Here is a 13,664-nt window from a genome sequence, read left to right on the forward strand (position 1 = left end):
CAAGTAATGGAATCCGGCAAAAATATTCTCATCGTAGAAAATGACCCGCTACTGGCTGCCAGCATGGTATTGGGTCTGGAAAAGGAAGGATTTACGATTGCCGGGACAGCCGCGACGCTGACTGCGGCTACGGATCTGATGCGGAGAAAACCGGTCGACCTGGCTGTGATCGATATTCAGCTCGACGGGCCCGAGGATGGTGTCGCTACTGCTTTGGAACTGAACAGGATCAGGTGGGTCCCGATCATTTATATTACCGGCAATACCCCACTGGAAGTGAAAGAGAGGCTGAGAAAGACTTTTCCGGCTGCATTTCTGGAAAAGCCGCTGCGTATGCGTGAGCTGTCTGTACAAATTGATCTGGCTTTGAATAACTTCCATTCAGGCAACATTTTCGGCACGCAGCCGGTGAAATCGGATCATATTTTCCTCCCTTCCAATCAGGGGTATATTGGAGTTAAATTGAAGGAGATCCTGTATATTAAGGCTGATAGGGTACATTCGCAACTTTATCTGAGCCCTCAGGAATTTGAGCGGCTTTTTCCAGGAAAGAAATACAATCTTGTTTTAATTACGATCAACAAAGGGGCTATTCTGCCCAAACTTCCGTCGTTTTTCTACCAGCTCACGCGCTCATTTGTGATCAACCTGAACGAAATATACCGTTTCGACGCGTCCAGGTTATTTATCCAAAATAAAGAAATACCTATTCCGGAAGGCAAAAGAAAAGAGCTGATGAATATCCTGCTGGTGGTAAAAAATCAAAAAGTATCGTGAGTATTTGTAAAGGAAATCGCGTCTAAACGGCTGACAATTAGATTTCCTTGCTTAATATTACTGTCACACTAATGGAATCCTCCGGCAATGAGACAAATCGTTATACTTTTTTTGGCTTTGCTGACTTTTCTGGCGTGCCGGGGGCAGCGCGAGCCGAATCCCGGCGAAGGAAAACCGGTTACAATGCATCCCAGGCTGCTTTTGCTCGAAGGCGAGGAGCAGCAGATTCTGGCTCAAATCCAGAAGTACCCCGAATGGAATACACTTCATCAGGAAATTATCACTGAATGCAACAGGATGCTCGCCCTGCCTCCGGTAGAGCGGGTACTGACCGGAAAAAGGCTGCTGGATCAGTCACGGGAGTGTTTGCGGCGCGTTTTTCAATTATCCTACGCCTATCGTACCACTAAAAACGAGCAGTATCTCCGCCGGGCGGAAAAGGAAATGCTGGCCGTAGCTGCATTCCAGGACTGGAACCCGACCCACTTTCTGGACGTAGCCGAAATGACAATGGCCATCGCGATCGGTTATGACTGGCTCTATGCCGGACTTTCGGCGGATTCGAGAACCAGGATTGCAGAGGCAATATTGAAAAAAGGCATCGAACCTTCGTTCGATGACAGATATAATGATTTTTTGACGCAGGAACACAACTGGAACCAGGTCTGCAATGCAGGGATCGCATTTGGCGCGCTGGCGATCGGAGCGGATCATCCAGAAATTGAATCGAAAGTAATAGAACGCGCTGTGGCTTCAATACCGAAAGCAATGCGGCCGTCTTACGAACCCGACGGCGCTTATCCCGAGGGATTCAGCTATTGGGAATATGGAACGAGCTTTAATGTGCTGTTTATTAGTGCAATAGAAAAAGCGCTGGGCAAAGATTTCGGCCTTTCGCAAACGCCGGGATTTCTGAAAACGGCCGGCTTTCTGCAAAATATGATCGGTCCTACCGGCCTCGCGCACAACTGGGGCGACAGCGGATTGAACGATGGATTGAGTCCTGCCATGTTCTGGTTTGCTGAAAAAAACAAAGATCCTTCTCTACTCTGGACACAGAAAAAAAGGCTTTCTCAAAGGATAGGTAACAACGTCCATAACCGCATTTTGCCAGCTCTCCTGATTTGGGGTGCAAAAACAAGTCTGGACGCAATTAGTCCACCTGCGAAAAGGCAGTGGATCGGGCAGGGACCTTCGCCGGTGGCACTTATGCGCAGCTCATGGACAGATCCGAATGCGATTTTTGTGGGATTAAAAACAGGTTCTCCGGCTGTCAACCACGCACACATGGATATCGGCTCGTTCGTGATCGACGCGCAGGGTGAGCGGTGGGCGATGGATTTTGGCATGCAGGACTATAATTCGCTGGAACAAAAAGGGGTAGATCTCTGGAACAGGGCGCAGAATTCTGAGCGCTGGGAAGTATTCAGGTTGAACAATTTTGCACATAATACCTTGTCTTTCAACGGACAGCTTATGAATGCAGCCGGCTTCGCGAAGATTGATTCGTGGCTGGACTCTCCGTCACAACTGGCGGCGATCACCGACCTTTCCGATATGTATGCCGGGCAAATTAATAGTGCCAAACGCGGGATTGCGATTCGAGACGATAAGTGGGTGGTGGTAAGGGATGAGGTGCAAACCGGGGATAAGCCAGCCAGAATGCGCTGGAACCTGCTGACCGTCGCGAACGTGAAAATTATAGACGACAAAACGGTAGAGTTGACGCAGAAAGGAAAAACAATGCTGCTTGTGTTTCAGACGAATGCGAAGATCGAGATCAAAACGTGGTCGACGACGCCGCCGAATGATTATGACGCGCCCAATCCCAACACCACGTTTGTTGGCTTCGAGGTAACCCTGCCTGCAAATTCTTTCGAAATGTTCAATGCTATTTTTTCGCCTTCTGGGGCGCTTCCGCAGGTCAATCCGCTTGTTGACTGGAAATGAGGTCCTGAGCTGTCGCGTATTGCCCTGCTATTTGTCGTAATTGGCCACTTAGGGTTGTGATTTGAATGGGTTAATTTGCATTGCAACTAAACCGTACTTCACTATGCTTTCAGAACCAATCTCCGGTTACCGAAATGAGCGGCATTACCTAGCTATTGCCAAGACTGTTCACATGCACGATATTCCTGATACGCTCCCTCCATTGATCCCGGTGGTAAAGCAATGGATGCAGGAAAGGGGTATTGAAGCTGCGGGGCCGGATTTCTTCTTATACAAATCAATGAACGACCGGGGCGAGCTGGATTGCGAAGCCGGGTTTTCTGTTGGTCACGCAGTCGGGGGCGACGATCTTGTGATTGCGGGCAGTTTTCCGGCGGGTAATTACGGGAGTCTCGTTTATACCGGGGATTTCAAAGATATGATGCAGGCACACGTTGCGCTGGAAACCTGGATCAAAGCGCAGGGACTTATTGAAAAAAAGGTTGAGGCTGACGGCCGCACGGAATGGGGCGGGCGCACAGAATTTTATCTCGTCGATCCTGATTTTGAGCCGAATCCGGATAAGTGGCAGACAGAAATCGTTTTTCAGTTGGAAGACTGATCTCTGTCTGCCGGCATGTGTCTTAGTGGGCTGCGTCCGCGGGTTTTTTCTTGAAAAACAGTTTTTTGAAACCCGTAAAAACCAAAAATGCAATCAGTCCCGCCACCAGTCCGGCAATGAATTCTTTGACTATAGACGGCAGATTTGGGAAAAGGTGGTGCAACTGTTCGATATTATGGACAAATATGCCGCCTGCAACCAATATAAGTGCTACCGTACCCACAGCACCGAGCACCTTGATCATAACCGGAAGTGCCTTTACCAGCATGTGGCCGACTTTTGACAGGAAACCTTTGCCGTTCGATCTTTTGATCAGTTTGTAACCCGCATCGTCTGATCTCACGATTAGTGCCACAATCCCGTAAACGCCAACTGTTGCCAGCAACGCTACTGCCGAAACGGTCAATATCTGTATGGGGAGGTTTTCGGCTGCGACGCTGCCTAGCGCGATAATGACGATCTCTATGGAGAGAATAAAGTCCGTGGTCACTGCGGATTTGACTTTTGTCTTTTCGTTTTCGGCGGCTGTGGCAGCACTTTGCTGTTCGATCACTTCCACTGCGGAATGCTCTTCTTTGGGATGAGGGAAAACATATTCGATGATTTTTTCAACTCCTTCATAAGCCAGATAAAGCCCCCCAAGAAGCAATATGTATGTGATCGCCGCCGGCAGGAATGCATTGAGCAGCAGCGCAACGGGAACGATGATGAGCTTGTTAAGGAAAGAACCTTTGGTGATAGCCCACAAAACAGGTAATTCCCTTTCGGATAGAAAACCGGTTGCTTTTTCTGCATTCACGGCCAGGTCGTCCCCGAGAATACCGGCCGTTTTACGCGTTGCTACTTTGGTTGCCAGCGCAACGTCGTCCATTAGAAAAGCGATATCATCTAAAATCGCAAAAAATCCTGATGCCATGTTATGTTTTAATTACCAGAAAATCGTATAAAAAACCGATCCAGTGCCTGCGTTTGGGGCATTTGAGTGCCTGTTTCGGGTACGAAGGTAGTAAACCGATTGTTTACTTGCGCCTTTACGGAAACCGGTAATTGATCCAATATTTATACCACTGGATAAGAACTTGGTAAAAGCCGCAGCCTTCGGCTATATTGTCTTTAGATTTGCGCCTTTAATTTCTGCCCATTTGCACTTAAAGCCAACATAATGGAAACGCCACACCTGCTATTGATCGACGATGAGGTCCAGTATAGCGAACTGACCAAGGAATACCTCGAAATGAAAGGCTGCAAGGTTATGCTCAAGCATGACGGACAGGCCGGGCTCGACGCTTTTAAACTGCATTCGTTTGACTTGTGCGTACTTGATATCAAGATGCCGAAGAAAGACGGGTTCACGCTGGCCGGGGAGATCAAGGAGATCAAAGAAACAACACCTATTATTTTCCTGACGGGTCAGTCGCTGAAAGAAGACAAGATCAAAGGGCTGACGATCGGCGCCGATGATTATCTGACCAAACCGTTTAGTATGGAGGAATTATATCTACGGATACGCGCCATTCTTAAAAGGGTGAAAGTGCAGGAAAAGACCATTGCGATCGATCAGTATCAATGGGGGCTGTCAAAATTTGAGCCTGAACTTCGCGAACTGACCGTGACCGGCGAGAAGATCAAGCTTACTTCCATAGAATCGAAACTGCTCAAAATGTTCTGCGAGCATCAAAACAAAGTGCTCACCCGCGACGCCGCGATGATGGGGATATGGGGCGACGAGGAGCATTACCGGGGATATAGTCTGAACGTGTACGTGAGCAAGCTGCGCAAGTTTTTAAAGCCGGATCCGTCTGTCGAAATCCTCAATTTGCACGGGGAAGGTTATAAGCTCATTTACAAACGAAGCGATAGCTGATGATAGATCTGGCCCTGTTGAGAAATCTGATGTCGGGCGATGAAAAGCTGGTTCTGCATTTTGTTTCTATATTCAAAACGCAGGTTCCCGGCCAGGTTGAATCACTTCCTGGCCTTTGTGGAGACGAGGACTGGGAGGCACTTTCAACCGCACTTCACAGTCTTAAAACGCAGTTCAGTTATGTGGGACTGACTGAGTTTGCCGGGCAAATGGCCGACATGGAAGAAAGTGTCGATAGTGGTGAAACGGATACAATAGCTTCGCAAATCGCCGCTTTTCAGCAGAAATTCGATATTTTCTGGCAGGCAGAGTTTTCCGGTGAATCGAATAGCCTGTCTTAGGAAGTTGGCTCGGTTTGTATCGCGCCTTTCAGCAATTTCCTGATTTTGTATTTCAATTTTTTTGCTTCAATAGGTTTGGTGATGTAATCGTCCATACCCGCGTCCCGGCACTTTTGCGCCTCGGCCGGGTTTGCATTTGACGTAAAGGCGAGGATGGGGGTATGTTTGTCCTTTTCACGCCCGCGGATCGCTCTGGTAGCCTTGTATCCGTCCATAACCGGCATTTTTACGTCCATTAATATAATATCAAAACTGGCTTCGTCGAGCTTTCTGAGTGCATTCTCGCCATTATCTGCGATCGTCACACGTACATTCTGGATAATTTTTTTCAGGGTTTCTTCCGCCACAACCTGGTTGAACAGATTGTCTTCCACCAGCAATATGCTCACATCGGCAAGATTGCTGTCCTCTTCCCCGTCTTCCACATGATCACCGGGGCTGCAAACTTCGAAAGTGAGGTTGAAGCTGAACCTCGTTCCTTTTCCTAATGTACTGTTCACCTGCATGCTTCCGCCTTGCTCTTCTACCAGCTTTTTGGCGATGAATAAGCCCAATCCTGTTCCGGATTGTTTGGTATTTAAATCGTCGTCAATACGGGTGAATGTTTCAAAAATGTAGGCCAGCTTATCCTCTGCAATTCCAATCCCGGTATCAATTACTTCAAATAGTAACTCTTCACTCTCGCGATCTTTGTTCACCACACTTACTTTGATCGACACAAGACCATTATCTGTAAATTTCACTGCATTACCGGCCAGGTTCAGCAATATTTGGTGCAGCCTGATCGGGTCTCCGATCAGTTGCTGGCTCACATCCTCGTCGACGGTAACTGCCAGTTTCAGTCCTTTTTCCTCTGCTATTACTCTCAGAATGTAGCCCAGCCGGTTCATCCGGTCGCGTACCTGAAAGGGTTTATTGACAAATGAAAACTTGCCTGCTTCGATCTTGGAGTAGTCCAGAATATCGTTGATGATCGCCAGGAGATTTTCCGAAGAATACCGGATTCCCTTTGCGTACTCGGTTTGCTTCGCGTCGAGCTGCGTGTCGAAAATCAGTTCGGACATACCCAAAATCGCCGTCATCGGTGTCCGGATCTCGTGGCTCATATTGGCAAAAAACTGTTCTTTAAATTTCGATTTTTCTTCCACCAGGAGCTTCTGGCGCTCTATTTCTTCCTTCTGAACCTGGATTTCGGCTGTCCGAACCGCCACTTTCTGTTCCAGTTTTTCATACAGGATCGCATTTTCAATTGACACCGCGATCTGGCCGGAAAGGAGCTTTAATAGTTGTGTACGCTCGTTGGTGAAAACGGCAGTGGCGAGATTATTTTCAAGATACAATACACCTACCAGCTTCCCCTGGTTCAGGGCCGGAATGCACAATACCGAGCGAATTTCCCGCTGAATCACAATGGGGTCGTTTTTGAACACATCACTGGCCAGTGCATCGTGGAGCACTACGTCCGATTTGGTATTGAAAACGTGTTCTATCATGCTCGCCGGAAGTTGATCTGAGTCCGCAAGCCGTATTTTACGTATATCACTCGCTCCGTCAATCACGGATCTCCTGGCTTCAATATACAGTTCTCCGCCCCAATCCAGTATAAAGTAGCCAGACTGTGCGCCTGCATTTTCAATGGCAAACTGCATTAGTTTTTCGAGTAACCTGCCAAACACAACCTCGCTCGAAATGGCGGTGGACGTTTTCATGAGCGTAGCCAGATCCAGTGTTGATACAATGCTTTCTCCCGCTCCATTCTTGGGCGAAATAATGGCTGCGTGATCCTGGAAACCCTGCGAAAGTGCAGGGAATTCGGCCAGTAAGTGTCTTTCTTTAATCACACAGCCCCATTCCCGGTAACCGTCCAATGCCACGCTCAGGTAACTCAGCGCCATTTTAACCTGACCTTTTTCTTGCCAAAATTTACCACAAAGCTCATTAGCCAGCGCAGCTTCATGCAAATGCCCGTTTTCGATGCCTGTTTTTATGGCCTTGTCATAGTATGCTACTGCTTGTTGCGTGTTGCCATTTGCAGCAAAAAGCTCCGCCTCCATCAGATAGAACCGGTGTTCCAGATTTATAGGGACTTGCCGGGAAAGCTTCCGGATCTTGTCGCGGTGTTTCGCAGCCGTTTTTAGATAGCCATTATTTCCACCTTTTTTGTAAAGCGCAATATTAAGTAGGCCGAAAAAGAAAGAAAAAAGGGATTCAAATTGACTACCGCGCACATTACCGGCAAATGCGTCCGCATGCCGCGTCAGTGCCAGCCCTCTTTCCAGTTCGCCCGACAGATAGGCTAATGCTAGTTTGTAAGCAAAACAGACAAACATCCGCGAGTTATTCTTCAAAGCAAAAATCCCCGAAAACGCTTCGCCTTCGTCAAAATATTCGCCGGTCAGGACAACGGGATCTTCATTTTCGCCGAGCAGATTGGACGCGATCTGGATCAGCGGCTCATTATGATGTGATACTGCTCCTTTGGAGAGCGAGCGGGGCAGCTGATTGTAGCGAAGTATTTCGTGCTTAACCCAATGCAGGTTTTTCCCCGAAAGCAATAAATGAAAGCTGTACGTACTGGACGCGTAGGAACAATATTCCACATCACCCATTTCAATGCCTGTCTGGTACGACACCCGCAGCGGTTCCAGTACCTCGTTGGTATGCTGCCCCGACGACCTGTTGACGATATTATAGATCAGCAGCGTGCGCGCTCTGGCGGCCGAATTCTCAAACCGGTCAGCCAATTTCAAGGCTACATTCCCATAGCGGTAACAAGCGTCGTGGTTGTATTCGATGGCGTTCACAATAGCCCCGTAAGTCGCAAAAGTTATTGCCGATTCGGGTGCAATACCATATTTGAGCGACAATTCTACCATTTTCAGCACCATCAAAGGATATAGCTCGGGAATAGCCGAGAAAGAAGCGGCTGTGATATTTTGCAAAAAGCGCATGGCGGCCAATTGATTTGGCGCAGTCATTTGAGGCAGGTTTTCGAGTGCTTCGATTTTTTTGCCCCGCATCAGCCACTTGGATTTCAGATATGCCGATGCAGTATGCCATTTTTTGGCCTTTACAGGGAAGGTCACATTCAGCTCTTTCAGTACTTTTAATGAAAGTGATATGGCTTCAAATGGCTGCTCGTGAAATATCAGGCTTTGAATCTGGATCTGGTAAAGTTTGATCTTATCCTCATTTTTAGCAGCAACTAATGCAGTTTCAGCTACCTCCATGCAGGTCGCAGCGTCGCCGGCGAGGTAGGCACTTTCGGCCAGGTGGAGGTGGAGATCGAGAGCGAGCTGGTAAGCATCAGTCCAGTCTGCCCACACCAGAAGCTCTTTGCCGATCCGGAAATAAGCCATTGCCACGGAGTAGGCAGCCGACGAACGTGCTTTTTTACCTGCTTCAAAATTCAGTTCCGCAATTTTGTATCGCTCCCCGGGTTGGGCAAAGTCCTGGTGGTGGTTGAGGTGATTGACGATCTCGAAAAGCTGGTCGTAACGTTCAGCCGCGGAAAGCCTTTCGAGTAAAAAATAGCCGATATTCACATGCAGCTCACTTCTGGCTTCAACCGACAGCAGATTATATGCCGCTTGCTGCACCTGATCGTGGACGAAACGGTAGCGTTTGATATTAAGAAATCGCGTTTCATTCCCCCGCTCGTCGGAAAGTTGCAGCAAATTTTCAGCGACGGCTTCACGCAGATCTTCCGAAATTTCCTGCGGCGTCTTGTCATTCAATGCGGAAAGTATGAGCAGATCAAAATCCGAGCCGATGCAGGACGCGGTAACCAATGCCTGGCGCGCCGGTTCGCGCAGATTGTTGATTTTTGATGTCAATAACTGCTGCGACGATCCTGATAATGCATAACCTCTCACTTCGTGCTGGTCCCAGGTCCATTTGCGAAGCTTAGTGTTATATCTCACCAGTTCATTGGAAACCAGATCTTTGAGTGTTTCAGATACGAAAAACGGATTGCCTAAGGTGCGCGTGAAAACCATATCCGCCAGTTGGGCAGCAACTTTCGGCGGACAGGAAAAAGTATCCGAAATGAGTGCGGTAATATCGGCAGGTTGTAAAGGGTATAAAGTAAGCTGGGATAAATTCGAATCTGCCGTGTCCAGTTCTTTCAATGCCGTTCTCAATGGATGCTTTTCCGAAAGCTCATTGTCGCGGTAAGTTCCTGTTATGAAGAGGTTTGAGCCTTCCACCGAGTAGGTAACGCGGCTCAGAAAGCGCAGACTCGAAGGGTCGGCCCAATGCAGGTCATCCAGAAAAATAACGAGGGGATGTTCCTTTTTTGTGAATACATTAATAAAACCGGTAAATACGTTCACAAACCGGTTCTGCGCTTCAATAGGAGTCAAAGTTTCCACCGCCGGCTGCTTTCCGATCATTTTTTCCAGGTCGGGAATTACGTCGACGATTATCTGGCCAAACTGGCCCACCGCATCCAGGATCTGCGCTTTCCAATATGTCGCGTCCTGATGAGATATTTTACAAATGAGTTCTTTGAAAGCCTGTATAATCGCTTCAAAAGGAACATTTTGTAGATATTGATCAAACTTTCCTGTAATAAAAAGCGCACGCGGTTCCACCCGCTTTTGCAGCGCGCGGATCAGTGAGGATTTACCAATACCCGAATTTCCGGATACTAAAAACATTTCATTACGGTCGCCAGAGCGTTCAAATGCTGCTAGCAGTAAGTCAAGCTCGCGGTCTCTTCCATATAACTTTTCGGTAATGCCAAACTGGCCGGGAAAGTCGTGCCCGCCAATCTGGAAATGTGTATTCGGGCTATTTTTGAGAAAATTTTCCAGGCAGGTCGCCAGGTCAGCGCGTATTCCTCTGGTAGTCTGGTAACGGTCGGAAGGTTTTTTAGCTATCAGCTTTAAGATAATGCTCGAAATACAGGAAGGGATTTCCGGATTAATAGTCGACGGATTTGTGGGCGTGCGCGCCATGTGTGCGTGTACGAGCTCATTGGGATCTGCATTTTCAAAAGGCAGCACACCTGTGAAAAGCTGGTAGAACATCACGCCCAGGTTGTAATATTCCGAGCGAAAGTCTACCGGCGTATCCGTAAGCCCGCTTTGCTCGGGCGACATGTATTGCAATGCGGTCAGGTTCGTATTCCTGCCTGCATTTTGTTCCTTCCTATCCATACCAGCAGCGCTGCTCAGGTCGATCAGGCGGGCCTGGAATGTTTCCGGGTTGACAAGAAAATGGGCTGGCCGCAGGTCGGAGTGAGAGATCCCGTGGTATTGCAACTCTTCCAGGATCAGCGTAAGAGAAGTGGCCAGGTGAAGCGCCGCGGGAATAGAGAGGCGGTTTTCGGTCAGAAAACTTTCGAGGCTGCATCCTTCAAAATCATCCATTTCGAGCACCAGATAGTTTTCAGGCCTTAAAATCCGGGTATAATTTAATATCCCTGTAAAAGAAAATGCGCTTCCGAAAGCAAATTCCTGTTCAATTTCCTGACAAGCCGGGTCCAGCATTCCGGTGAATGGAATGATCTTCAAAATCACATTTTTCCCGGATATATCGTCCACCGCGCGTACCAGCGATTTATTAAGTTCTTTGTATAGTTCGGCAGTGATTCGGTATTTCTCGATGATTGTCATGGAAGAGCGTGAGGTTGCATAAAACGTTGTGTTTCAAAGTAAAGCAAAATAAACTTTCACGTACTATCTTTAAATTCAAAGGGCTTAATTTTAATAATTTTTTATACTTTTTAAGGAGTTGTTACGACTTGGCCGCTTCGCCGCATATTATCTTTGCTACTGTCAAAACGAGATCAAAAACACAGAATATGAGAAAGATAGCAATCATGGGAGCAGGACAGTCGGGGTTACACCTGGCGATCAGACTTGTAAAAAGCGGGTACGACGTAACGGTCATTTCAGAACGCTCGGCGGAGGAGATATTCAACGGCCCGCCGACGGGTGCTACCTACCTTTTCCACGATACGCTTCAACTCGAGCGGGAGCTTGGGCTGGACTTTTGGAGCGACACCGCGTACCATTCCACAGGTTTTAATATCAACTTCGGAAAACCCGACGGTAACTTTGCTTTCGGCATCAGCTCCCGCACCAGCAAGCCCGGTGCGTCCATTGACCAGCGCCTCAAATTTTATCAGTGGATCAAGCTTTTTGAAAAACTGGGCGGTAAATTCATCGTCAGCGACACTACACCGTCCGACCTGCTTGCCTGCACAGCTCAGTTTGATCTGGTGATCGTATCTTCGGGAAAAGGCCCGCTGGCCCGGCTTTTCACCAAAGACGAAGATCGCTCGACGCACGAAAAGCCTGCGCGCAAACTGGTGCAGCTGCATATCAACGACTTCGAACAACCAGAAAAAACAAAATTTACGTCCATTACCCTGGATGCATTAATGGGGGGCGGGGAAATTATTACTGCGCCGTTTTATCAGAAAGACGATATTCAATGCTCATTTATCCTGATTGAGGCTATTCCTGGTGGCCCGATGGATGTTTTCGATGAGGCGACGACGGCTTCCGAGCTGCTGGTGAAGGCGAAGGAAATGATCCGTACGTACCTGCCGTGGCGTTACGCGGCTTTTGAAAATGCAGAAGTGATCGCCGATAATGCGTTTTTGAAAGGTTCATTCACGCCGGTAGTACGCAAGCCGGTGGTACAACTCAACTCGACTGCCGCGGTGCTGGGGGTAGGAGATACGGTGATTTTGAACGATCCTATTGTGGGCCAGGGAGGTAACAATGCATCCAAAATGGCGAATGCGTATGCGAAATCGATCATTGCCAGAGGGGACAAACCTTTTGATGTGGCGTGGATGAATGAGACGTTCGAAGGTTTTTGGGATTATTCCAAATACGTGAACCGTTTTTCTGACATTTTTCTGGCACCTGCGAAGCCACATGTGGTGGAGGTATTGGGGGCCGCTACGCAGAACCCGGATATCGCCTCCGATTTTGTAAACGGATTCAATCACCCGCCTGCGCTCTTCCCCTGGCTGGACGATGCGGATGCCGCGCGGGAATATCTGACCGCCAAAATGCGCAGCGCAGAGCCCGTGATGTAATATGCTTTTTGGATAAACTATTTTTATTTACTCAAACGTAGAACTACTTAATGAACAAGCTCAACTTCGCATCCCCCGCGGTTGCAGAACGGGAGACCTATGTCTCCATGCAACAAACAAAAGGTCCTGTCATCCAGTCGCAGAGCATTTCCCTATTACATGAAATGGTTGCCCGGGGCGGCCCCGAGCCGGCGGAGTACCCGCTTTTGGATCAGTTGATGCAGCAATTGTACCGTATGCAGCAAAATGGGTACATCAGCGAGTCACAGACAGCCTTCCTGCAAAGTATTTTTGATGAAGGCTTTTTAGCCAATACCATTCACGGGTACGTTTACCGGAAACCGTTAGGATATGCCGGCGACTATGCGCTGATCGATATGATTTACACCTACGATAGTTTTGGTCACCCCGGCTTCGAAAAATGGGACCGTTACTTTCACGATCAGGCAGCCACTCAGGCAGTGCGCAACCGTAAGGATTTCTTTAAGCAAAATATCCTGGAAAAGCTGAAAGGCAGAAATGGTGTTCTTAACTTGCTGAACGTCGCCAGCGGCCCTGCCAGGGATTTATTTGAACTATATCAGACAATAGATCCGGAGATGTTGAAGGCAACCTGCGTAGATATTGATTCCCGTGCAGTAGCTTTTGCTGGCGATCTTTGTAAAGCTTACGAGAGCCAGATCAGCTTTCGACAGAAGAATATTCTGCGTTTTTCGAGTGCGGAGAAATACGATGTGATCTGGTCGGCCGGACTGTTTGATTATTTTGAGGACAAAATTTTTGTAATAGCTATCAAGCGCTTACTTACTTTTCTGAAACCAGGCGGAGAGATACTGATCGGTAACTTCTCGGAAAATAATCCCAGCAGGGGTTATATGGAAATTTTTGGGGAATGGTTGCTGATCCACAGAAGCGCGGAGGAGTTAACCCGGCTTTCAATGGAAGCGGGCGTACATCCTGCGAATATCTCCGTGGAGCAAGAGCCGCTGGGAATCAATCTGTTCCTGAGAATACGAAGTGCAATACCCGCTGAACAAGCTGCATTGTGCATGAACTAGACACGTCTTCTAA

At 48.1% G+C, this 13,664-nt stretch carries 9 protein-coding genes; 7 read left to right on the forward strand and 2 right to left on the reverse strand.

Annotated features, from left to right (window positions below):
* Positions 1-6 precede the first annotated feature (6 nt).
* The 3 genes from LZG94_RS19055 (at position 7) to LZG94_RS19065 (ending at position 3,328) form a co-directional block, all read left to right on the forward strand.
* Positions 7-777 (forward strand): response regulator transcription factor, encoded by a 771-nt coding sequence (locus LZG94_RS19055; RefSeq protein WP_233793387.1) that lies wholly within the window; start codon positions 7-9, stop codon positions 775-777.
* Positions 778-864: 87 nt separating this feature from the next.
* Positions 865-2,727 (forward strand): heparinase II/III family protein, encoded by a 1,863-nt coding sequence (locus LZG94_RS19060; RefSeq protein ID WP_233793388.1) that lies wholly within the window; start codon positions 865-867, stop codon positions 2,725-2,727.
* 103 nt (positions 2,728-2,830) lie between these two features.
* Positions 2,831-3,328: a GyrI-like domain-containing protein gene (locus LZG94_RS19065; protein WP_233793389.1), complete on the forward strand. Its 498-nt coding sequence runs from the start codon at positions 2,831-2,833 to the stop codon at positions 3,326-3,328.
* Between the two features lie 22 nt (positions 3,329-3,350).
* Here LZG94_RS19065 and LZG94_RS19070 read toward each other — a convergent pair whose 3' ends face one another.
* On the reverse strand, positions 3,351-4,244 hold the full coding sequence (locus LZG94_RS19070; RefSeq protein WP_233793390.1) for a DUF808 family protein: 894 nt from the start codon (positions 4,242-4,244) through the stop codon (positions 3,351-3,353).
* Positions 4,245-4,490: 246 nt separating this feature from the next.
* Here LZG94_RS19070 and LZG94_RS19075 point away from each other — a divergent pair, with 246 nt between their 5' ends.
* Both LZG94_RS19075 and LZG94_RS19080 read left to right on the forward strand, forming a co-directional pair.
* Positions 4,491-5,192, forward strand: coding sequence for a response regulator transcription factor (locus LZG94_RS19075; RefSeq protein ID WP_215231709.1), 702 nt, complete (start codon positions 4,491-4,493; stop codon positions 5,190-5,192).
* Positions 5,192-5,533 (forward strand): Hpt domain-containing protein, encoded by a 342-nt coding sequence (locus LZG94_RS19080; protein ID WP_233793391.1) that lies wholly within the window; start codon positions 5,192-5,194, stop codon positions 5,531-5,533. The genes LZG94_RS19075 and LZG94_RS19080 overlap by 1 nt, the downstream gene beginning before the upstream one ends.
* Here LZG94_RS19080 and LZG94_RS19085 read toward each other — a convergent pair.
* Positions 5,530-11,154, reverse strand: a complete 5,625-nt coding sequence (locus LZG94_RS19085; RefSeq protein ID WP_233793392.1) for a hybrid sensor histidine kinase/response regulator — start codon at positions 11,152-11,154, stop codon at positions 5,530-5,532. The genes LZG94_RS19080 and LZG94_RS19085 overlap by 4 nt on opposite strands.
* 188 nt (positions 11,155-11,342) lie before the next feature.
* Here LZG94_RS19085 and LZG94_RS19090 point away from each other — a divergent pair, with 188 nt between their 5' ends.
* Positions 11,343-12,593, forward strand: a complete 1,251-nt coding sequence (locus LZG94_RS19090) for a styrene monooxygenase/indole monooxygenase family protein (protein WP_233793393.1) — start codon at positions 11,343-11,345, stop codon at positions 12,591-12,593.
* 50 nt (positions 12,594-12,643) lie between these two features.
* The gene (locus LZG94_RS19095) at positions 12,644-13,651 is read left to right on the forward strand and encodes a class I SAM-dependent methyltransferase (RefSeq protein WP_233793394.1); all 1,008 of its coding nucleotides are present in this window, start codon (positions 12,644-12,646) and stop codon (positions 13,649-13,651) included.
* Positions 13,652-13,664: the final 13 nt, after the last annotated feature.

Source organism: Dyadobacter sp. CY343 (assembly GCF_021390335.1).
In the GTDB taxonomy this organism is placed as follows: domain Bacteria; phylum Bacteroidota; class Bacteroidia; order Cytophagales; family Spirosomataceae; genus Dyadobacter.

What these genes read in the sequence shown, in the direction of transcription:
- LZG94_RS19055 (WP_233793387.1), top strand. Translation starts at nt 7, where the DNA reads ATGGAATCCGGCAAAAATATTCTCATCGTAGAAAATGACCCGCTACTG.
- LZG94_RS19060 (WP_233793388.1), top strand. Translation starts at nt 865, where the DNA reads ATGAGACAAATCGTTATACTTTTTTTGGCTTTGCTGACTTTTCTGGCG.
- LZG94_RS19065 (WP_233793389.1), top strand. Translation starts at nt 2,831, where the DNA reads ATGCTTTCAGAACCAATCTCCGGTTACCGAAATGAGCGGCATTACCTA.
- LZG94_RS19070 (WP_233793390.1), bottom strand. Translation starts at nt 4,244, where the DNA reads ATGGCATCAGGATTTTTTGCGATTTTAGATGATATCGCTTTTCTAATG.
- LZG94_RS19075 (WP_215231709.1), top strand. Translation starts at nt 4,491, where the DNA reads ATGGAAACGCCACACCTGCTATTGATCGACGATGAGGTCCAGTATAGC.
- LZG94_RS19080 (WP_233793391.1), top strand. Translation starts at nt 5,192, where the DNA reads ATGATAGATCTGGCCCTGTTGAGAAATCTGATGTCGGGCGATGAAAAG.
- LZG94_RS19085 (WP_233793392.1), bottom strand. Translation starts at nt 11,154, where the DNA reads ATGACAATCATCGAGAAATACCGAATCACTGCCGAACTATACAAAGAA.
- LZG94_RS19090 (WP_233793393.1), top strand. Translation starts at nt 11,343, where the DNA reads ATGAGAAAGATAGCAATCATGGGAGCAGGACAGTCGGGGTTACACCTG.
- LZG94_RS19095 (WP_233793394.1), top strand. Translation starts at nt 12,644, where the DNA reads ATGAACAAGCTCAACTTCGCATCCCCCGCGGTTGCAGAACGGGAGACC.